The sequence below is a fragment of the Nocardioides sp. Root682 genome (assembly GCF_001427795.1).
Taxonomy (GTDB): Bacteria; Actinomycetota; Actinomycetes; order Propionibacteriales; family Nocardioidaceae; genus Nocardioides.
Genome location: NZ_LMHJ01000001.1, coordinates 555,028 through 574,916, shown reverse-complemented (window position 1 = coordinate 574,916; position 19,889 = coordinate 555,028). Strand labels below are relative to the sequence as shown.

Annotated in this window: 21 protein-coding genes; 4 read left to right on the top strand and 17 right to left on the bottom strand. The window is 70.3% G+C overall.

Features of this window, described 5'->3' with window-relative positions; translation table 11 throughout:
* Positions 1-56 precede the first annotated feature (56 nt).
* The 3 genes from ASD84_RS02775 to ASD84_RS02765 all read right to left on the bottom strand — a co-directional run bounded on the left by ASD84_RS02775 (position 57) and on the right by ASD84_RS02765 (position 4,736).
* Entirely contained in the window at positions 57-1,334 is a 1,278-nt protein-coding gene (locus ASD84_RS02775; RefSeq protein WP_056706444.1) for a PucR family transcriptional regulator, read from the bottom strand.
* 103 nt (positions 1,335-1,437) lie between these two features.
* Positions 1,438-2,940: a class I adenylate-forming enzyme family protein gene (locus tag ASD84_RS02770; RefSeq protein WP_056706443.1), complete on the bottom strand. Its 1,503-nt coding sequence runs from the start codon at positions 2,938-2,940 to the stop codon at positions 1,438-1,440.
* Entirely contained in the window at positions 2,937-4,736 is a 1,800-nt protein-coding gene (locus tag ASD84_RS02765; protein ID WP_056706440.1) for a DUF3556 domain-containing protein, read from the bottom strand. The genes ASD84_RS02770 and ASD84_RS02765 overlap by 4 nt, the downstream gene beginning before the upstream one ends.
* A gap of 180 nt (positions 4,737-4,916) precedes the next feature.
* On the opposite strand from ASD84_RS02765, the gene ASD84_RS02760 reads away from it, so the two are divergent.
* From ASD84_RS02760 to ASD84_RS02745, 4 genes are all read left to right on the top strand, one after another.
* A complete protein-coding gene (locus ASD84_RS02760; RefSeq protein ID WP_056706438.1) occupies positions 4,917-5,342 on the top strand; it encodes a homing endonuclease associated repeat-containing protein in 426 nt (141 codons plus the stop codon).
* 7 nt (positions 5,343-5,349) lie between these two features.
* Positions 5,350-6,810 carry a DUF1800 domain-containing protein gene (locus tag ASD84_RS02755; RefSeq protein ID WP_056706436.1) on the top strand — a complete coding sequence of 487 codons (1,461 nt, stop codon included), beginning with the start codon at positions 5,350-5,352 and terminating at the stop codon, positions 6,808-6,810.
* A gap of 9 nt (positions 6,811-6,819) precedes the next feature.
* Positions 6,820-8,094, top strand: coding sequence for a DUF1501 domain-containing protein (locus tag ASD84_RS02750; RefSeq protein WP_156391544.1), 1,275 nt, complete (start codon positions 6,820-6,822; stop codon positions 8,092-8,094).
* A gap of 101 nt (positions 8,095-8,195) precedes the next feature.
* Entirely contained in the window at positions 8,196-8,534 is a 339-nt protein-coding gene (locus ASD84_RS02745) for a GIY-YIG nuclease family protein (RefSeq protein ID WP_056706432.1), read from the top strand.
* Between the two features lie 180 nt (positions 8,535-8,714).
* Here ASD84_RS02745 and ASD84_RS02740 read toward each other — a convergent pair whose 3' ends face one another.
* The 14 genes from ASD84_RS02740 to ASD84_RS02675 form a co-directional block, all read right to left on the bottom strand.
* Positions 8,715-9,098, bottom strand: coding sequence for a DUF1304 domain-containing protein (locus ASD84_RS02740; protein WP_056706430.1), 384 nt, complete (start codon positions 9,096-9,098; stop codon positions 8,715-8,717).
* A 14-nt stretch (positions 9,099-9,112) separates the two neighbouring features.
* Complete coding sequence (locus tag ASD84_RS02735; RefSeq protein WP_200954386.1) at positions 9,113-9,961, bottom strand: SDR family oxidoreductase; 849 nt, start codon at positions 9,959-9,961, stop codon at positions 9,113-9,115.
* A complete protein-coding gene (locus ASD84_RS02730; RefSeq protein WP_082573117.1) occupies positions 9,958-10,869 on the bottom strand; it encodes an ABC transporter substrate-binding protein in 912 nt (303 codons plus the stop codon). Before ASD84_RS02730 ends, ASD84_RS02735 begins: the two co-directional genes overlap by 4 nt.
* 2 nt (positions 10,870-10,871) lie before the next feature.
* On the bottom strand, positions 10,872-11,579 hold the full coding sequence (locus ASD84_RS02725) for an ABC transporter permease (protein ID WP_056706426.1): 708 nt from the start codon (positions 11,577-11,579) through the stop codon (positions 10,872-10,874).
* Positions 11,576-12,250 carry an ABC transporter permease gene (locus ASD84_RS02720; RefSeq protein WP_056706424.1) on the bottom strand — a complete coding sequence of 225 codons (675 nt, stop codon included), beginning with the start codon at positions 12,248-12,250 and terminating at the stop codon, positions 11,576-11,578. The genes ASD84_RS02725 and ASD84_RS02720 overlap by 4 nt, the downstream gene beginning before the upstream one ends.
* Positions 12,247-13,062, bottom strand: coding sequence for an ABC transporter ATP-binding protein (locus ASD84_RS02715; protein WP_056706422.1), 816 nt, complete (start codon positions 13,060-13,062; stop codon positions 12,247-12,249). The genes ASD84_RS02720 and ASD84_RS02715 overlap by 4 nt, the downstream gene beginning before the upstream one ends.
* 153 nt (positions 13,063-13,215) lie before the next feature.
* The gene (locus ASD84_RS02710) at positions 13,216-13,617 is read right to left on the bottom strand and encodes a nuclear transport factor 2 family protein (RefSeq protein WP_056706420.1); all 402 of its coding nucleotides are present in this window, start codon (positions 13,615-13,617) and stop codon (positions 13,216-13,218) included.
* A complete protein-coding gene (locus tag ASD84_RS02705) occupies positions 13,614-15,617 on the bottom strand; it encodes an NADPH-dependent 2,4-dienoyl-CoA reductase (protein WP_056706419.1) in 2,004 nt (667 codons plus the stop codon). The genes ASD84_RS02710 and ASD84_RS02705 overlap by 4 nt, the downstream gene beginning before the upstream one ends.
* Positions 15,614-16,189 carry a PadR family transcriptional regulator gene (locus ASD84_RS02700; RefSeq protein WP_056706417.1) on the bottom strand — a complete coding sequence of 192 codons (576 nt, stop codon included), beginning with the start codon at positions 16,187-16,189 and terminating at the stop codon, positions 15,614-15,616. The genes ASD84_RS02705 and ASD84_RS02700 overlap by 4 nt, the downstream gene beginning before the upstream one ends.
* Positions 16,190-16,292: 103 nt before the next feature.
* Entirely contained in the window at positions 16,293-16,706 is a 414-nt protein-coding gene (locus ASD84_RS02695) for an arsenate reductase ArsC (RefSeq protein ID WP_056706415.1), read from the bottom strand.
* Complete coding sequence (locus ASD84_RS02690; protein ID WP_056706412.1) at positions 16,703-17,395, bottom strand: aquaporin; 693 nt, start codon at positions 17,393-17,395, stop codon at positions 16,703-16,705. Before ASD84_RS02690 ends, ASD84_RS02695 begins: the two co-directional genes overlap by 4 nt.
* Entirely contained in the window at positions 17,392-17,748 is a 357-nt protein-coding gene (locus ASD84_RS02685) for an ArsR/SmtB family transcription factor (protein WP_056706410.1), read from the bottom strand. The genes ASD84_RS02690 and ASD84_RS02685 overlap by 4 nt, the downstream gene beginning before the upstream one ends.
* A gap of 26 nt (positions 17,749-17,774) precedes the next feature.
* Positions 17,775-19,091 carry an NAD(P)-binding domain-containing protein gene (locus tag ASD84_RS02680; protein ID WP_056706408.1) on the bottom strand — a complete coding sequence of 439 codons (1,317 nt, stop codon included), beginning with the start codon at positions 19,089-19,091 and terminating at the stop codon, positions 17,775-17,777.
* A 54-nt stretch (positions 19,092-19,145) separates the two neighbouring features.
* Positions 19,146-19,844, bottom strand: coding sequence for a winged helix-turn-helix transcriptional regulator (locus ASD84_RS02675; protein WP_056706406.1), 699 nt, complete (start codon positions 19,842-19,844; stop codon positions 19,146-19,148).
* Positions 19,845-19,889 lie beyond the last annotated feature (45 nt).

Here is a 19,889-nt window from a genome sequence, read left to right as displayed (position 1 = left end):
ATGGTCTGCCGCGCCGGAATCGGAGGTGCCGATGTGGTCGTCGCGCACAAACCCGCTCAGGTGATGAGGACGCCCGGCCCCAGCCAGTCACACGCCGTGAGGGCGAGCTCGATGGCCTGACGGTCGGTGCTGATGGAACGACCGAGGGCCTTCTCCGCCGACGCGATGCGGTACTTCACGGAGTTCTTGTGCATCAGCATCGCCTCGGCCGTGGCGGTGTAGCTGCTCTCGTGCTGGAAGAACAGCAGCAGGGTGTGCCGGAGGCGGTCGTGGTGCTCGTCGTCGCGGGCGAGCTCGCCGAGGGTGTCGTGGATCCAGTCGCGGGTGAGCTCGAGGTCGTTGGCCAGGAGGGAGGCGATCTTGAGGCCGGGCTCGCCGAAGCTGGTGACGGGGTGGTTCGGGTCGTCGCGGACGGTGGCGACCTGCTGCGCCTTGACGGCTTCCTCGTGGGTACGGCGGAAGCCGCTGAGTCCGGAGCGTGGCCGGCCGAGGGCGACCATGGGCACGGGCGGTCCGCCGGCGTCGCCGAGCAGCGAGCGGATCACGTCGAGGTCGGGCTCCACGTCGTCGCGGACGGCGAACCACGCCCAGGCGCTCGCGCGGTCACGGGGGATCACGAGGGGGAGCCGCTTGGAGTCGAGGTGCTCGGCGATCGCGCCGGCGGCCTTGGTGAAGCGGGAGAGCTGGTCCTGCTGGGTGCCGGTCTCGTGGACCCACAGGACCGCTCCGAGGTGAGGGACGCGGAGCCGGTAGCCGATGACGGCCTCGGCGGCGTCGACGTCGGTCTCGGAGCCGGCGAGGATGTCGTCGACCCGGTTGGCGCGGGCGCTGCTCTGCTCGGCCAGCCAGCGCTCGCGCTCGCTCTCGTAGACCGTGATGACGCGCTGGGAGATCCAGTCGATGTAGTCGAAGGTGACCGCGACGACGCGCTCGAGCCCGGCGGCGCGCTGCTCCGCCTCGGCGTCGACCAGCTCGAACTCCTGGAAGGCCTGCTCGAGCAGGAACTGCTGCCCCAGTCGGTAGGCGCGGACCAGGGCGCTGACGGGCACGCCTCGCTGCGCGAGCCGGCGGGCGTACTCGTACGCCGCTGACGGCGGCTCGATGTTGTCGACGACGATGTCATGGCGCAGCGAGTACAGGATGTTCTCGACGTTGCCCTCGATGCTGGCGTAGAGGAGGTCGAAGATCGCCCCTTCACCCTCCAGCTCCACGATGCGGGTGGAGAGCCGGTCCCGCATCGCGTTGCTCAGGTCGCCGAGCTTGTGGTGCAGGTTGGCGGCCACCTTCTCGACGAGGTCGCTCGTCGTGAACCTGTCGGTCATCACGTCTGACATCTCCGCATCGTGGCATGGGTGGGGTGACGTGCGTCACTGTCTGAAGGGACGAACGAGCGAGTCCCGATTTGGTCCCAGCGCACAAGAGGCCGGCGCCCGGTCGTCAGTCGTTGGCCGGCTCCCGCAGGCGCGCCTTGACCAGCTTGCCGACCGAGTTCTTCGGCAGCTCCGCGAGCACGTGGACCGCCTCGGGCACCTTGTAGCGCGCCAGCGACGCCGCGCAGTGGGCCCTCAGCTCGTCCTCGGTGACGGCCAGGCCGGGCTTGGCGGCGACGTACGCGACGGGAACCTCGCCGAGCACGGAGTCGGGCTGGCCGACGACGGCCGCCTCGAGGACCGCCGGGTGACCGTAGAGGCACTCCTCGATCTCCTTGGGATAGATGTTCTCCCCGCCGCGGATGATCAGCTCCTTGATCCGGTCGACGATGCGCAGGTAGCCGTCCTCGTCGATCGTCCCCACGTCACCGGTGTGGAGCCAGCCGTCGCGGAGCACCTTGGCGGTCTCCTCGGGGCGACCGAGATAGCCGCGCATCACGTTCGCTCCCCGGATGACGACCTCGCCCCGCAGGCCGGTCGGCTGGTGCTCGCCCGTCGAGGACACGACGGCGACCTCCTGACCGGGCAGGGCGATGCCCACCGTGCCGGGCTTGCGCGGGCCGGCGACCGGGTTGATCGTCGACGCGACGCTGCCCTCGGAGAGCCCGTACCCCTCCACCACGGCGACGTCGAAGCGCTGCTCGAAGCGGGTGATCAGCTCGGCCGGCATCGGCGCCGCGCCAGAGATCACGAACCTCAGTGACGACGTGTCGACGGCGCGCTCCGTGGTGGCCTCGAGGACGGCGTACATCGTGGGCACGGCCGAGAAGTACGTCGGACGGTGCTCCTCGACGAGGTCCCAGAAGGTCGACGGCGAGAAGCGTGGCGCCACGACGACGTCGCCCCCGGCGCGCAGGACGGACACGACGCTGGCGATGAGCCCGTTGGCGTGGAACAACGGCAGCACGAGCAGGCTGGTGTCGGTGGCCGTGAGGTCGAAGTGCTCGACCAGGGACGCGCTCATCGCGGCGATGTTGGCGTGGTCGAGCAGCACCCCCTTGGGGCGCCCCGTCGTCCCGCTGGTGTAGATCACGAGGGCGAAGTCGTGTGGTTGCGCGAGCGGCAGGCTGTCCGGCTCGGGCCCGCCCGGCTCGGGCCCGCCCGGGTCCGCGTGGACCGAACGGACGTCCACCCACGCGATCTCGAGCTGGTCCGCGAGCACTCGCGCCCGCTCGTCTCCCACCAGCACGGCCGACGCCGAGTCCTCGAGCTGGTAGAGGGCCTCGTCGTCGGTCAGCGCCGGGTTCACCGGCGTCAGGGCCGAGCCGTGGTGCCACGCCGCGAACATCGTGGTGACGATCTCCGCGCAGTTCGGCAGCATCACGGCGACGTTGTCGCCGGGGGAGATGCCCAGCTCGGCGAGGCGACCCGCAAGGCGTCGTACGCCGGCAGCGAAGGCCGTGTTGTCGAGGGTGCGCTCGCCGTCGCTCAGGCAGCGACCACCCGGATCCCGCTCCTCCCGGAGGAACGGGATCCGGGCGAGGCTGTCGGCGGTGGCCGTCGTGGTCATGCGTTCGCCCGTGGCGGCTGGGCGAGCTGCGGGTGGTGGGCAGCGTTCCGGTAGGTCACGTCCACCGGGACGGGTCCGTCGGGGAGCCAGGGCTGCGCCTTGACGCAGTCGGACACCAGCCAGGTACCGCGCTCGACGATGCCGAGCGCCGCGTCCATGACGAAGTAGGCCTGGGTCTTCTTGTGGATCGGCTGGGACTCGACCCAGACCACCACGAACTCGCCGGGCTCGAAGCCCACGCGCTTCTGGATGGCCTCGATCAGCTGGTCGTCGTGCAGGTGGCCGTCGCCGAAGTTCCAGCCGATGATCGAGTTGCAGCAGAACTCGGCCTCGCGCAGTGAGTAGTTCTCGTACTCGTCGCCGAGGTAGTTCTGCATGACCGAGAACAGGCCGCGTCCCTGGCTGTGCATCGAGCGCCAGGCCAGCGTCATCTGCATCGTCATCTCCGCCACGGCGGGGTCGTAGCCCATGCCCTCGACGAGCTGGTCGATCTGGTTCTTCGCCGGCTTCGTGAGCTGGTTCAGCTTCGCCTCGGCGCCGGGCTTGAACGCCCAGGTGGCCGACGCCCAGTTGCCGGCGTACTGCCGCATTGAGGGGAGGAAGGAGACCAGGTCGGGGCGCAGGTTGCCCAGGACGGGGAAGAAGACGAGCACCGCCACGATCGCCGGCAGCATCCAGCCCTCGCTGAAGTCCGCGATGGTGTAGCCGTCACCGGCGAAGTGGCCGGCGAACAGGAAGATCGCGATGTAGGCGAAGACGATGTTCCACTCCAGCGGGACGGCGAGCGGGAACGTCTGCGTGATGAAGAGGTGGAACAGCACCATCGAGCCCACGGCGAGCAGCGTGATCGTCCAGTTGGTGCTGAACAGCAGCACGAGAGGGACGGCGAGCTCGGCGGTCGTGCCGAGGACGTGGGCCATGAACCACGCGAGGCGCGACGGCTTGAGGTCGTCGGGAATCGAGCGGTAGTGGGCACGCTTGAGGAACTTCGGCGTGAAGGGCGCGTTCGAGACCATCGGCGGCACGACGTTCTCGAAGTGGGGGTTGATCTTCGAGATCGATGCGCCGACCCAGACGATCACGATGATCAGCTTCGCCGCGATGATGAAGTCGGTGTAGGTCAGGACGCTGCCGGCAAGGGCCGAGATGAGCAGGATCGGCAGGTACTGCTCGCCCCGGGCTGCGAGGAAGAGCGTCTTGTCGCGCAGGCCGCAGAGGACGAGGAGGCCGGCGGCGACGGCCATCAGCACGGGGTCGACCATCTCGATCCCGCCGAGCCCGTCGATCGTGGTCGAGCTGCCGGCGACGACCGCGACCAGGAAGCTCGCCAGGGTGGTGAGGTAGAGGAGCACGTCGAACACGCTCCGGTTGTCGCCGGCCGTGAACGGCACCTTGCCCGGCCACGGGGGGAGCCGGATGGTGTCCGGTCGCGCCCAGTAGGCGATGCCGCCCGTCATCGGCTTGAAGTGGGCCGCGAGCGGGCCCCAGGTGCCCCCGATGCCGAAGAGCTCCAGGAACAACGTCCAGAGCACGACCTTCTGGTAGATCACCGGCTCGTCCCACCAGGACCCGACGTCGAACATGCCTCCGACGTCGGAGGTGAGCGTGGCGAGCGCGATGCCGCCGCCGATGGACAGGACCAGCAGCTTCACGATGTAGATCGTGTGCACCATCTTGGGGGTGCCGAAGCCGTACTCGGCCCAGAAGGTGGCAAGGAAGTGGATCCGCTCCTGCCGCGGTCGGGTGAGGAACTCCGCCGGATCGGCCGGCGGTGCATCGGGCGTGAGAAAAGGCATGTCGTGGCTCCTTCGGGGCGGACCGGCCGGCGGCCCGCGCGAGTCGAAAGTAGGCCGCGGGAGGTGCGCTGCATCACGGCTCCGAAGACCGACGATGTGGTCGGTTCTTCGTCTCTCACCGACAAACGGGAGCCGCGACGGCGCCCCGCCCCGCCGCGACGTGGGGCTATGGTCGGGCACATGAGGGCCCCTGACTACAGCGACGCACGGCTCGCCGCGGACCTCGCGGCCGCCGCCGGCGAGCTCGGCGAACCCCTCACCGCCGGTGCGTACGACGCCTGGCAGCGCAGCCACGACGCAGCCTCCCCGGCGTTGCTGATCCGCCGGTTCGGCTCGTGGAACGAGGCCTGCACCCGGGCGGGCGTGGCGACCAACAAGACCCGGTCGACCACCCGTCGATGGAGCGACGACGACGTCGTGGCCATCGTGGCGTCGTACCTCAGGGCTCCGGGGAGCACCGGCAGCTTCGCGGACTACTCGGAGTGGGCCAGGCAGCAGGACGGTGCGCCCAGCGGGGCCACCCTGCGCCAGCGCTGCCCGTGGGCGGAGATCAAGCAGCGCGCGGAAGCGCAGAACACCTCAGGCGGGTCGACCTCCGGCCGATGACGGATGGGTGACGTACACGCCACGTCCCTACCGCCGCACGGCGATGCCGCGCGCCGCGACGCTGCACGGGTTGCGGCGCTTCACCGGCGGCTACACGCCTGCGCTGCGCAACCAGGTCGCGGCAGCCGGCGGCTTCGGGCCGTGGTTCGACCGGCAGCTGGCTGACGGGTACCCCGACGACTGGTACGCCCAGACGGGCCGCTGGTGGTCCTCGATCAACGCGAGCCCGGCGACCGTGTGGCAGCGACACCAGGACGACGTCGAGGAGCTGTGGCGAGCCGACGCGAACTACCAGTGCTGGGCGATGGTGCGCCGGTTCGGGTCGCAGCGCCAGGTGCGCGAAGTGCTGGCGGAGTTCTGGGAGCACCACCTCCACGTCCCCGCCACCGGTGAGGTCGGGCCGTTCCGGACGTCGTACGGCAAGACCGTGCGGACGCACGCGCTGGGGAGGTTCGAGGACCTGCTCCTCGCCGCGACCACCCACCCGGCGATGGCCGTCTACCTGAACAACGCGAACTCCTCGAAGTCCGCGCCCAACGAGAACCTCGGTCGTGAGCTGCTCGAGCTGCACACGGTGGGCCGCGGCAACTACGGCGAGGACGACGTGAAGAGCTCCGCGCGCATCCTCACGGGTTACCGCGTCGGGCTGTGGTCCGACTGGGCGTTCTCGTACGACCCGGCCAAGCACTGGACCGGGCCGGTGAAGGTGATGGGATTCGAGCACGCCAACAGCGACCCCGACGGACGTGTGGTGCTGACGGCGTACCTGAAGTACCTCGCGCACCATCCCGCGACCGCGCGGCGGATCGCGCTCAAGCTCGCCCGGCGGTTCGTCTCCGACACGCCCTCGGACGCGCTGGTCACCCGGCTCGCGCAGGTCTACCTCGCCAACGGGACGGCGATCCGGCCGGTGCTCAAGTCGCTGGTCGCCTCGGCCGAGTTCGCGGGGTCGCGGGGGAGGAAGGTCCGCACGCCGTCCGAGGACGTGGTCGGGACCTGGCGGGCGCTGGGGGCGCGGTTCACCGCCGCTCCGAAGAACAGCAGCGACTCCTCGGGCGCCAATGCGATCCTGTGGCAGAGCCAGGCGATCGGGCTGACCCCGTTCGGCTGGCAGCGCCCCGACGGACGGCCCGACACCGCCGCCGACTGGGGCTCGACGTCGCGATTCCTGGCCTCGCTCGACATCCACTACACGATGGCCGGCGGCTGGTGGCCCAAGGTCGGCACCGGCTACCGCAGCCCCGTCAGCTGGCTGCCGCAGAGCCGGATCAGGTTCGACGAGCTCGTCGACCACGTCGCCCGCTGTGTGCACGGGTCCGGTTCGACGGCCCTGCTGCTGCAGGTCGCCTGCGAGGCCACCGGGTGCCGTCCCTCGGACGTGATCACCTCCACCCACCGGGTCATGCGCTGGGACTGGCCGCGGCTGCTCACCGTCTTCCTCGATTCACCGACCCACATGACGAGATGAGGTTGGCCCGTGACTGCTTCTGATTCCTCTTCGGCCGAGTGTGCGGTGGGGTGCGCGGAGTTCACCCGGATGTCGCGGCGCGGGCTGCTGCGCGGCTCAGTGGGCGTCGGCGCCACCCTGTCCGCGGTCAGTGCGTTCGGCACGGCCTTCATGGAGACGTCGTACGCCGCCACGCGGTCGGCACCCGCCGTCCTGGTCGTGCTCTCGATGCGCGGCGCCGTCGACGGGATGAGCCTCGTGGTCCCGCACGCCGACCCCGTCTACTACGCCGCCCGGCCACGGATCGCGGTCCCGTCCGAGACGCTCCTCGTGAAGGACGGGTTCTTCGGCCTGCACCCGAACCTCGCGCCGCTGTTGCCACTGTGGAACGCCGGGCAGATGGCGACCGTGCACGCCACCGGGCTGCCCGCGCCCAACCGCTCGCACTTCGCCGCCATCGAGGCGGTCGAGGACGCCGACCCCGGGTCCGCCGCACGCGTCGGCTGGCTCAACCGACTGATCGGGCGCGACAGCTACAGCAACCCGCTGCAGGCAATCAGCTTCGGTGAGTCGGTGCCGCCCGTGGCCCTGGCCGGGCCGCAGGCCAGCGTCGCCGTCGACACCATCGCCGACATGCAGCTGGCCGGGGCGGACAAATGGGACACCGCGCGCCGGCGCCCGAAGTCGATGCGGACGATGTGGGCTGGGGCGCCCGGACCGCTCGGCGTCGGCGCGCGGGCCGCCATGCAGGCGGTCGGCGACTTCGCTCCCGTCAAGGCGGTCGCCACGACCCCCGCGAACGGCGCCGCCTACCCGGGTGGCGACTTCGGCAAGGCAATGGCCGCCGCCGCGCGCACCATCCGCGGAGACGTCGGCGCCGAGGTGATCGCCGTCGACTACGGCTCCTGGGACCACCACGCCAACCTCGGACCCCTCGGCTGGGGCGAGATGCAACAGATGACCACCGAGCTCGCCCGCGGCATCGCCGCGTTCTTCACCGACCTGGGACCACTGGCCGCGAAGGTCACCCTCGTGACGCTCTCGGAGTTCGGTCGTCGTACCAAGGAGAACGCCAACTACGGCCTGGACCACGGCTACGGCACCGCGATGATGCTCTTCGGCGCAGGCGTCAAGGGCGGCTATCACGGCACCTGGCCCGGCCTGACCAACACCGCCAACGCCGACCTGCTCGTCACCACCGACTACCGCAGCGTGCTCGCCGAGGTCGCCGTGAAGCGGATGGGCGCCTCCTCGGCCCAGGTGTTCCCCGGCTTCCAGCCCGAACCCGTCGGCGCGATCCTCTGACCTCCAAGGTCGTCGAGTAGCGGCGAGCGCAGCGAGCCGCGTATCGAGACGCCTGTGGACAGCCGTTCGACAACCCTGGCGATGTCGCGCAGGGTTCCGGAATGGCATTCGTCTACATCCTGCAATGCGCCGATGGCTCCTACTACGTCGGCAGCACACACTCGTTGACCAAGCGGCTCTGGGAACACAACGAGGGACTCGGGTCGGCGTACACGAGGCGGGCCGGGCGCCGTCCGGTCGCGCTGGTCTGGTCGTTCGAGTACGCCAACGTGGCTGACGCGTTCGCGATCGAGAAGCAGGTGCAGGGTTGGTCCCGCGCGAAGCGCGAAGCCCTGATCCGCGGAGACTACGAAGCGTTGCCGGGCCTCGCGAAGAAGGACTTCGGGCGACCCACCAACTCAGACGAAGAAGATCCGCCCACACCTGCGGTGGTCGAGTAGCGGCCGGTGCGGTTCGCCAAGGTCGTCGAGTAGCGGCGAGCGCCAGCGAGTCGCGTATCGAGGCGTGGTGAGCCGGTGCTGGCTGCGTCTCGATACGCCGCTCGTTCCTCGCGGCTACTCGACGAACTTGGCTGGCTGCGTCTCGATACGCCGCTCGTTCCTCGCGGCTACTCGACGACCTTAGGCGAGCGAGATCGCGAGCAGGACGACGCCGATCGCGGGGAAGGTCAGCTGGGTCAGCGCGGCCCGCGCCTTGTCGGGCGAGGAGAGCAGCAGGACCAGGCCGGCCGCGACCATGGAGCCGGCGCCGCAGAAGACCAGGGTCGCGCCGACGTCGTCCTTGTCGGCGAGGATCGCGCCGATGCCGCCGGCGGTGATCAGCGCGAGGAACAGGTTGTAGAAGCCCTGGTTGTAGGCCAGCTCCTTGGTCGCCTCGGCCTCCTCGGTGCTGGTGCCGAAGGTCGCCCGGGTCTTCGGGCTGGTCCAGGTGAGGGACTCCATCACCCAGATGTAGACGTGGAGCAGGGCGGCCAGCCCGGCGAAGACGAGGGCGACAGCGGTCATGGCGGGTCCTGCTTTCAGGCGGTGCTGCGGGGAGTGTCGGCGAGGAGGGTCTCCAGGCTGACGGGGTCGCGTCCGGTGAGCAGGCGTACGTCGTCGCTCACCGCGGCAAGTTCACCACGAGCGACGGCCGTGTAGGTGGAGACCCACGCGTCGTACTCCCACTGCTCGGCCGGCCACTTCAGCCGCGAGGCGTAGGCCTCCTCGAGGGTCTCGTCGTGGAAGGTCACCGGGGTGTCGCTGTGGGCCGAGAGGATCGCCGCGATCTCGGTGAAGGTGAGGGCCTCCGGCCCCGTCAGGTCGTACGTCGACCCGGCGTGATCGGCAGGGGACAACAGTGCGGCGACGGCGGAGCGGGCGATGTCGGCCCGCGACACGGCGGACACCCGACCCTCGCCGGCCGGTCCGCGGAGCACGCCGTCCTCGCCGACCAGGTCGCGCATCAGCTCGAGGTAGAAGTTGTCGCGCAGGAAGGTGAACGCCAGGCCGCTGGCCCTGATGTGTTCCTCGGTCGCCCAGTGGTCGCGGCCCAGGGTGAAGGTGCAGTCCGGGGCCGCGCCGAAGAACGACGTGTAGACGATGTGCTGCACACCGGCGTCGACGGCCGCGTCGACGAACGCGCGGTGCTGCGCGAGCCGGTCGACCGCCTCGGCACCCGACACCATGAACAGGGTGTCCACCCCGGCCAGCGCCGAACGCGCGAGGTCGTGGTCGTCGTACGCGAAGAGGACGGGGAACGCACCGGCCAACGCGGGTGCGCGCGACAGGTCGCGCACCAGCAGGCGTTGCTCGACGCCCTGCTCCGAGAGCGCCCGGGCAACGAGCTGCCCGAGCGCTCCCGTGGAACCAGTGACCGCGAGGGTCACGACAGGTTCTCTGCCTTCAGCCAGTCCTTGGCGATGGTCGCTGCCGGCAGCTTCTCCTCGACGCTGCGGGCGTTGAGGGCGATCAGGTCCTCGGGCGACATGGCAGCGCTGATCTTGTTGATGATCGCGGCGGCGTCATCGTCGACGTCGTCGCTCGCGACCGGGACGAACGCGGACGCCAGGAACAGGCCCTTGGAGTCGGTGAGCGTGACCAGGTCGTTCTTCTTGATCGACGGGTCGGCGGTGTAGATCAGGCCGATCTGGATGTCGCCGTCCTTGAGCGCCTTGACGGTCAGTGGGCCGCCGCTGTCCTCGATCGGTGCGAACTTCACGTCGACGCCGTACGTCTTCTTCAGGCCCTTCGGGCCGTTCGGCCGGCTCTCGGCCTCGGAGTTAGCGCCGAAGACCAGCGGGTCGGTGACCTTCTTGAGGTCCTCGATGGTGGCCACGCCCCACTTGTCGGCGAACTCCTTCGTCACGACGTAGGAGTCCTGGTCGGTGGCGGGGGAGGCGTCGAGCAGGCGCAGGCCGTCCGGCAGTGCGTCACCGAGGGCGGCGTACACCTCGTCGGGCTTGGTCGCGGTGGCCTTGGGGTCGAGGGCGAGCAGCAGCGGGCCGGTGTACTCCGGGAACAGGTCGATCGAGCCGTTCTTGATCTCGGGCAGGTAGACCTCGCGCTGGCCGATCTGGAACTGGCGGTCGACCTTGATGTCGTCGGCCTCGAGCGCCTGGGCGTAGATCTCCGCGACGATCTCGTTGGAGTAGTAGGCCTGGGAGCCGATGACGATTGTCTCGCTGTCGCCGCCGCCGTCGGAGGCCAACGGGTCGGAGCCGCCGCACGCGGTGAGCGTGAGGGCGCTGGCTGCGGCGAGGGCCACCAGATTGCGGGCCATGCGGATGCGGGTCATGGTCAACCTTTCGAAGGCGCAGCCCCGGCGGGGCTACGGGTCGGGGAGCCGTGGGAGCGGGTGTGGCCCCGGCTGGCGCGCTGGAGGGCTCCGAGCGCGAGATCGAGGAGCAGGGCGAGCGCGGCGACGAGCAGCGCACCGGCCAGCATCTGCGGGTAGTCGCGGGTCTTGAGCCCCGCGAAGAGGTAGCGGCCCAGGCCGGTGTCGGAGATGTACGCCGCCAGGGTGGCCGTGGCGACGATCTGCAGCGTGGCCGCGCGGATGCCGCCGATGAGTACGTCGGCGCCGAGCGGGATCTCGACGCGAGTGATCAGCTGCCACTCGCTCATGCCGATCGCCCGGGCCGCGTCGACGGCTCCGTCGTCGGCGGACTCGATGCCGGCGTACGCGCCGGCCAGCAGCGAGGGGAAGCCGAGTGCGACGAGGGCGAGCAGTGGCGCCTCGACCCCGATGCCGAGCCACAGGCCCAGCAGGGTGAGCAGACCGAGTGTGGGGACCGCGCGGACGGCGCCCGCCACGGCAACGACGACGAGCCGGCCGCGGCCGGTGTGGCCGATCAGGATGCCCAGCGGCATGGCCAGGACGGCGGCGATGCCGACCGCGGCGAAGGTGACCCAGAGGTGTTGGAGGACCCGGGTGTCGATGCCGCCCGCGCCGCCCCAGTGGGCGCCGTCGCCGATCCAGGCGAGTGCGTCGCCGAAGAGACTCATGCCGCGGCACCTGCGCTGGACTTCGTCGCCTTCGCCGCCGTGCCGTGCTGCCAGGGCGTCAACGCCCGGCCGATCGCCACGATCAGCAGGTCCAGCGCGACGGCCAGCAGCATCGTGCCGATGACGCCGGTCGCGACCTCCTCGCGGATGTTGCGCTGGAAGCCGTCGGTCAGCAGGCTGCCGAGACTGGAGATGCCGACCAGCGCGCCGATCGTGACGAGGCTGACCGTGCTGACGGTGACCACGCGGATGCCGGAGACCAGCACCGGAAGGGCGAGCGGGAGGTCGATCCGCCAGAAGATCCCGGTCGGGGAGTACCCCATCGCCTCGGCAGCCTCACGCACCTGGCTGTCGACGGAACGGAAGGCGTCGGCCGCCGTACCCGCGAGCAGAGCGGTGCCGTAGACGGCCAGCGCCACGACCAGGTTGGTCTCGCTGCGCAGCGGGATGGACAGGACGACCGGGACCACGATGAGCAACGGGAGCGCGGGCACGGAGTAGAGCAGGCTGGCCGCGCCGAGGACGACGGTGCCGACACGAGGCCAGCGCCAGGCGATCCGGCCCAGCACGATCGCGACCACGACGCTGATCAGCACAGCGGGCACGGCGAGGCGCACGTGCTGGCCGAGGAGGTCCCAGACGAGGTCGCGGTTGAGGTCGAGCCAGGTCATTGGGCGAGGACACCCACCGGCCGGTCGTCGCCGTCGACGACGACCTGCTGGCCGTCGAGGTGGATGGTGCGCAAGGTCCGCTCCGCGCGGTCGGTGCCGACGAAGTCCCGCACGAAGTCGTCGGCCGGTGCGGCCACGATGTCCTGCGGGGTGCCGACCTGGGCGATGATCCCGCCGGTCTTGAGGATCACGACCTCGTCACCGACCCGGAACGCCTCGTCGATGTCGTGGGTGACCAGCACGATCGTCTTGCCGAGCTCGGCCTGCAGCTGGAGCAGCTGGTCCTGGAGGTCGCGCCGCACGATCGGGTCGACCGCGCCGAACGGCTCGTCCATCAGCAGGATGTTGGGTTCGGACGCCAGGGCCCGTGCGACGGCGACGCGCTGCTGCTGGCCGCCGGAGAGCTGGGCGGGGTAACGGCTCGCGAGCCCGGCATCGAGACCGACGACCTCGAGCAGGTCCATCGCCGCCGCCCGGGCTGTCTTCTTCGCGACGCCGTTGAGGATCGGCACCGTCGCGACGTTGTCGACCACCCGGCGGTGGGGGAGCAGGCCCCCGGCCTGTGGGACGTAACCGATCGATCGGCGCAGCGCCACCTTGTCGAGCTCGCGCACGTCACGTCCGTCGATCAGCACCGCCCCGACGGTCGCGTCGACCATCCGGTTGACCATCCGCATCAGCGTCGTCTTGCCCGACCCCGAGGACCCGACCAGCGCCAGTGTGCGGTGCGAAGGAATGGTGCACGAGAAGTCCGCGACCGCCACCGTGCCGTCCGGGTAGGTCTTCCCGACATTCTGGAACTCGATCCCCATCCGTCCACCCTAGGGGGCGACACGGACAACCCGGTGGCACGAAGTGCGAGGGTTTCTCTGTCGAGGTGCGGGGGAGTTTCACCGCCCAGCCGGTGAAACTCGCGCTGGGACGAGGAAGTTTCACCCTCCCAGCGCGAGTTTTCTCGTCCAGGCTCAGCTCTGACCGGCCATCTCCACGATCTTCTCGAAGCGGGCGCCCATCGCGTCGGCCAGCGCGTGCGCTGCCTTCAGCGGACGCACCATCACCATGAAGTCGGTGATCAGGCCGTCGTCGTCGAGCACGAGGAAGTCGCAGCCGGTGATCTGGAGGCCGTCGACCTTCGCCTCGAAGACCAGCGCGTGGCCGGCCTCGTCGGCGAGCTCGCGGACGTAGTGGAAGTCCTCGAACACCTCGATCACGTTCGCCAGGATCGCGGCGGTGATCGCCTTGCCCTCGTACGGCTTGTGGGCGACCGGGCTGCGGAAGGTCACGTCGTCGGCGAGCAGCGCCCGGATGGCGTCGACGTCGCGGGCCTCGACCGCGGACCGGAAGGTGCTGGATCCTTGGCGACTCACAGCGCCGCCGCCAGCTCGGTGCCCTGCTTGATCGCACGCTTCGCGTCCACCTCGGCGGCGACGTCCGCGCCACCGATCAGGTGCACGGAGCCGGGGAAGCCCGAGGCCAGCAGGTCGTCGTACAGGCTCCGGACGGACTCCTGGCCGGTGCACAGCACGATGTGGTCGACGTCGAGCACCTGCGCCTTGCCGTCGACGGTGATGTGCAGGCCCTCGTCGGAGACGCGGTCGTAGGTCACGCCGCTGACCTGGTGGACGCCGAGGTCCTTGACGATCGCGCGGTGCACCCAGCCGGACGTCTTGCCCAGGCCCTTGCCCTGCGCGGACTCCTTGCGCTGCAGGAGCCACACCTCGCGCTTCGGCGTGCGGGGCGCCTTGTCGGTCACGCCACCGCGTACGACGGCCGGGTCGGCCACGCCCCAGTTGGCCTTCCACTCCTCGAGCGTCTCGGGTACGTGCGCCAGCAGCTCCGACACGTCGAAGCCGATGCCGCCCGCGCCCATCACGGCGACCTTGGCGCCCACAGCCACGCGACCGGTGATCGCGTCGGGGTAGGAGACCACCTTCGGGTGGTCGATGCCGGGCACCGAGGGGGTGCGCGGCGCGACTCCGGTCGCGACGACGACCTCGTCGAAGCCACTGAGCTGGTCGGGGGTGGCGCGGGTGGAGAGCTTGACGTTGACGCCGAGCACCTCCATCCGGCGGCGGTAGTAGCGCAGCGTCTCGGCGAACTCCTCCTTGCCGGGGATCTGCATCGCGAGGCGGAACTGGCCACCGAGCTCGTCGGAGGCCTCGAACAGCGTCACGTCGTGGCCGCGCTCGGCCGCGCTGACGGCGGTCGCGAGACCGGCCGGGCCACCGCCGACGACGGCCACGCGCTTGGCCGACCGGGTCGGGCTGAGCACGAGCGTGGTCTCGTGGCAGGCGCGCGGGTTGACCAGGCAGGAGGCGCGCTGGTTCTTGAAGGTGTGGTCCAGGCAGGCCTGGTTGCAGCCGATGCACGTGTTGATCTCGTCGGCGCGACCTGCGCGGGCCTTCGACACGATGTCCGGGTCGGCGAGGAACGGACGCGCCATCGACACCAGATCGATGCCCTGCTCCAGCAGGGATTCCGCGACGTCAGGGGTGTTGATCCGGTTGCTCGCGCAGACCGGGATGCCGACCTCGGCCTTGAGCCGCAGGGTGCTGTCGGCCCAGGCGGCGCGCGGCACGCTGGTCACGATCGTGGGCACCCGCGCCTCGTGCCAGCCGATGCCGGTGTTGAACACGCTCGCGCCGGCCTCCTCGAGCTTGTGCGCGAGCTCGACGGTCTCGTCCCAGGTCTGGCCGTCGGGCACCAGGTCCAGCAGGGACAGCCGGTACATCACGAAGAAGTCAGGAAGCTCCTGGCGGATCCGGCGCACGATCTCGACGGGGAAGCGCATCCGGTTCTCGGCGCTGCCGCCCCACTTGTCGGTACGACGGTTGGTGCGCGAAGCGATGAACTGGTTGATGAGGTAGCCCTCGGACCCCATCACCTCGATGCCGTCGTACCCCGCCTTCTTCGCGAGCTTCGCGGAGGCGACGAAGTCGTCGATCGTCCTGTCGACGGCCCTCGTGGACAGGGCAGACGCCTTGAACGGCGTGATGGGCGACTTCGTGGCGCTGGCCGAGACGCTGAACGGCGTGTAGCCGTAGCGGCCGGCGTGCAGCAGCTGGAGCGCGATCTTGCCGCCCTCGGCGTGCACGGCCTCGGTCACCCGCTGGTGCCGGTGCGCGTTGATGCGGGTGGTCATCTGCGACCCGAAGGGCAGCAGCCAGCCGCGGACGTTGGGGGAGTAGCCGCCGGTGACGATGAGGCCGACGCCGCCGCGAGCACGCTCGGCAAAGTACGCCGCCAGCTCGTCGACGTGCCACGGGCGGTCCTCGAGGCCGGTGTGCATCGAGCCCATCACGGCGCGCGACTGGAGGTCGAGGCCGCCGACGGTGGCGCGCGTGGTGAGGAGGGGGTAGCTGGTCATCGGTTCTCCTGCGGTTCTGTTGCGGGGGCAGCGGTGTGGGCAGCGGTGTGGGCGTCGAGGTACTCGGTCAGCCAGCGGATCCAGAACTCCTCCATGAGGAGACCGCCGCGCAGCACGAGGTAGATGTCGAGCGCGGCGCCGGACAGCGCGCCGGGGTCGGGGAAGTCGCGGTTCTGCATGAATTCGTAGAGCGAGAGCCGCTTGGTGTGTTCGTCGAGATGGCGGCGCAGGTCGTCGAGGAGCGTCGCGCGGTCACCGAGGGAGGCGCCGCGCATCTTGACGCCGAGCGAGTTGCGCACGGGGTCGGGCACCGTCGGCTCGGCCATCCAGCGGCGCAGCTCGGCCAGGCCCGCGTCAGCGACGGCGTACACCTTCTTGGTGGGGCGATCGGCCTGCGGGACCGCCTCGACCGTGATCCAGCCGTCGGTCTCCATGCGGCCGAGCACGCGGTAGATCTGCTGGTGCGTGGCGGTCCAGAAGAAGCCGATGGAGGCGTCGAAGCGACGGGTCAGCTCGGAGCCGGATGCTGCGCGCTCGCTGAGCGAGACGAGGATCGCGTGTTCCAGGGCCATGGCACGAGGATGCCCCAGCCGGGACCGCTATGCAACTAGTTGCAGGGTGTGATCTGCAACAAGTTGCATAGCGTCCCGACACGACCTCGCCTTGCGGCTCGGTCTACTCGACGACCTTGCTCACCTCGAGCGAGGCGATGAGCTCCTCGATCCGCCCGCGGATCTCGTCGCGGATCGGCCGTACTGCCTCGATGCCCTGGCCGGCGGGATCCTCGAGCTCCCAGTCCTCGTAGCGCTTGCCCGGGAAGTACGGGCACTCGTCGCCGCAGCCCATCGTGATCACGACGTCGGACGCCTGGACCGACTCGGTGGTCAGCACCTTCGGCTGCTCCCCGGCGATGTCGATGCCGACCTCGCGCATCGCCTCGACGGCCATCGGGTTGATCTCGTCGGTCGGCTGCGAACCGGCCGACAGGACGTCGATCCGGTCGCCGGCGAGGGCCTGCAGGAAGCCGGCGGCCATCTGGGAGCGGCCCGCGTTGTGGACGCAGACGAACAGGACGGTGGGCTTGCTCATGCGGGGGTCTCCTCGGAGATGAGGTCAGGGGTCGGTTCGGGGAAGAGCAGCCGGACGGCGCCGTACGCGACGAGCGCGCCGACGAGCTGCATGAGGACGAACATCGCCACCGATGACGGGTCGATCCCGGCGAAGGTGTCGGAGAAGATCCGGCCGATGGTCACCGCCGGGTTGGCGAAGCTCGTGGAGGACGTGAACCAGTACGCCGCGGTGATGTACCCGCCGACCGCGAAGGCCAGCGTCTCGGCGCGACCGGAGCGGATCCCGCCGAACACGACGAGCACCAGCCCGAAGGTCGCGACGCCCTCGGCGAGCCAGAGGTGGCCGCCGGTGCGGTCGTTCGTCGAGATGGACACGGCATCGAGGTCGAACATCAGGTTCGCGAGTACGGCGCCCGCGACCGCGCCGACGACCTGGGCCGCCGTGAGCACGACCGCGGTCGTGGCCGTGATCCGGCCGAGCAGTGCCTCGATCAGCGAGACCACCGGGTTGAACGCGGCAGAGACCGGCTGCAGCGTGAGGATCAGTGCGACCAGGACGGCTCCCGTGGCGAGGCTGTTCTGGAGCAACTGCAGGCCGACGTCGTCGGGGGAGAGCCGGGTCGCCATGATCCCCGAGCCGATGACCGCCGCGACGAGGAGCGCCGTGCCGACGGCTTCTGCTGCCGCGGCACGCACCAGCGGCGTCACCGGACGCCGCGGCCGAGCAGGCCGGCCAGGTCGGCCAGTGCCGCGGCATTGACCCGGTAGTAGACCCACACCCCGCGCTTCTCGCGGTCGAGCAGCCCCACCTCGTGCAGCACCTTGAGGTGGTGGCTGATCGTCGGCTGCGACAGGTCGAAGGCGTCGTTGAGGTCGCACACGCAGGCCTCGCCGTCGGCGTGCGCGCCGACCAGCGACAACAGGCGCAGCCGGACGGGGTCGGCCAGCGCCTTGAGCAGCGGCGCGATCCGGTCCGCGGACTCGGTGCTGATCGGCTCGCTCATCAGGGGCGAGCAGCAGGCCACCGTCTGCACCGGGGTGAGCTCGAGAGACTTCGACATGTGTCTATGTTGACAGACGTCGATGTCTAGCTGGGTAGCGAGAGGGTGAACAGCTCGGGTTCCGGTGCGCAGCAGCCACCGCCGCCCTCGGTCTCGTCGAAGGACCCCGATCCACCGCACACGCCCGACTCCGGCAGCACCAGGTCGACCCGCGCCGCAGCCTCGTGGTCGCCCGCGATCTCCGCCACGATGCTGCGCACCTGCTCGAACCCGGTCAGGGTCAGGAAGGACGGCGCGCGGCCGTAGGACTTCATCCCCGCGAGGTAGAACCCGGCTTCCGGCTGGGCGAGCTCGGCCGCACCGTGCGGGTAGACCGTGCCGCAGGAGTGGACGTTCGGGTCGATCAGCGGCGCGAGAGTGCGCGGCGACTGGAGCACCGGGTCGAGGTCGAGTCGCACTTCGGACAGGATCGCGAGGTCCGGCCGGAAGCCGGTCACGACGATGACCTGGTCGACGCCGTCGACCACCTGTCCGTCGGCCGATGCGAGCTGGAGTCGGCCGTGCGGTCCGGACGTGACCGCAGTCGTCCGGAATGTCGTCAATCGGGAGACGAGGCCGGAGGACGCGACCTGCTCGGCGCGCTTGCCGAGTGCGCCCCGCTCCACCAGTTGGTCGTTGTCGCCGCCGCCGAATCCGGCGTCGGGCCGCCGGACGAGCCAGGAGACGCGGGTGTCGGGCGCGGTGGCGGCAAGCCGCCCGAGCGAGACGAGGACGTTCTGCGCCGACGCGCCCGTCCCGGCAACCGCGACGTGCTGGCCGGCGAAGCGAGCCGCGACCGCTGGGTCGGCGAGGTCGGGCATGCCGTAGGTGATCCGGTCGGCGTGCTCGCGCTCGCCGGGGGCGGCATACCCGTCGGTCCCGAGCGGGTTGGGGGAGCCCCACGTGCCGGACGCGTCGATGACCGACGACGCGAACAGCGTGGCCCGACCGGCGGCCGTCTCGACGTGGAGGACGAACGGCTCGCTGTCCCGGCCGGCGTCGACGACGAGGTCGCGGCCGCTGCGGGCCACGCCGGTGACCCGGTGCCCGAACCGCACGTCCACGGAGCCGGTCGCGGCGAGCGCGGCCGCCAGGGGAGCGAGGTAGCCGGCGATCCAGTCGGCCCCGGTCGGGAAGGCCTCCTTGTCAGGCGCGGTCCAGGTGTCGCCCAGCAGTTCCGCGGCGACGGGGTCGATCAGTTCGGACCACGGCGAGAACAGCCGCACGTGGCCCCACTCGCTCACCGCGCTGCCGGCGTCCGCCCCCTGCTCGAGCACGACGACCGGCATCCCGCGTGCGTGGGCGTGTGCCGCTGCGGCCAGGCCGATCGGGCCGGCGCCGATGACGACGAGGGGGTGGGGCATGGAGCTCTCCTGACATAGATGAACGTCGATGTCCCGAACCATATAGACATTCGTCTATGTATTCAACACGCGGTCCGCCCGCTCCCGCGTGACGTCGGCCCACGGACTCCACAGGAACCACCGCGGGAGCGCCCGGGTGAGCCGTGGTGGGCCGGCGACCTCGATCCGGCCGGCGTCCACGGCCTCGGCCCAGCTGCAGTAGCCCTGGAAGACGTCGGCGAGCGCCGGCGTCGCGGCCGTGACCTCGACGTCGACCTCGAAGCCGGGGTGCTGCAGGCACACCGACACGTCGCCGTGGTCCAGGACCAGCCAGATCGACACCGGATCCGGTGCGGTGTGCCGGAATTCCACGACGGTGCGTCCGGGTGGGAGGCGGCCGTGGTCGACGCGACGGTGCATCCACCACATCAAGGTCGTCGGGGAGACGTCGTGCGGCCGGATCTCGTCGAAGAGCCACTCGATCGCCCAACGGCCGAGGCTGTCGATCACCCGCTCGAGATCCCGCCCGGCCGGCGTCAGGTGGTACTCGCTGCCGCGGCCGGTCGGTGCTGGCCAGGTCTCCAGCACGCCCCGCTTCTCCAGGTGACGCAGGCGCTGCACGAGCAGCGACCTGGAGATCCCCGGCATCGCGCGGGCGATGTCGTTGAACCGCGTGTTGCCGAGCACGAGCTCGCGGATGATCAGCGGCGTCCAGCGGTCGGCGACGACCTCGGCGGCCATGGACACGGGGCAGTAGTTGCCGTAGTCGGGCATCTGCCCATCGTCACCCCACGGGCGGCGGGTCGGTAGTCCTGAATT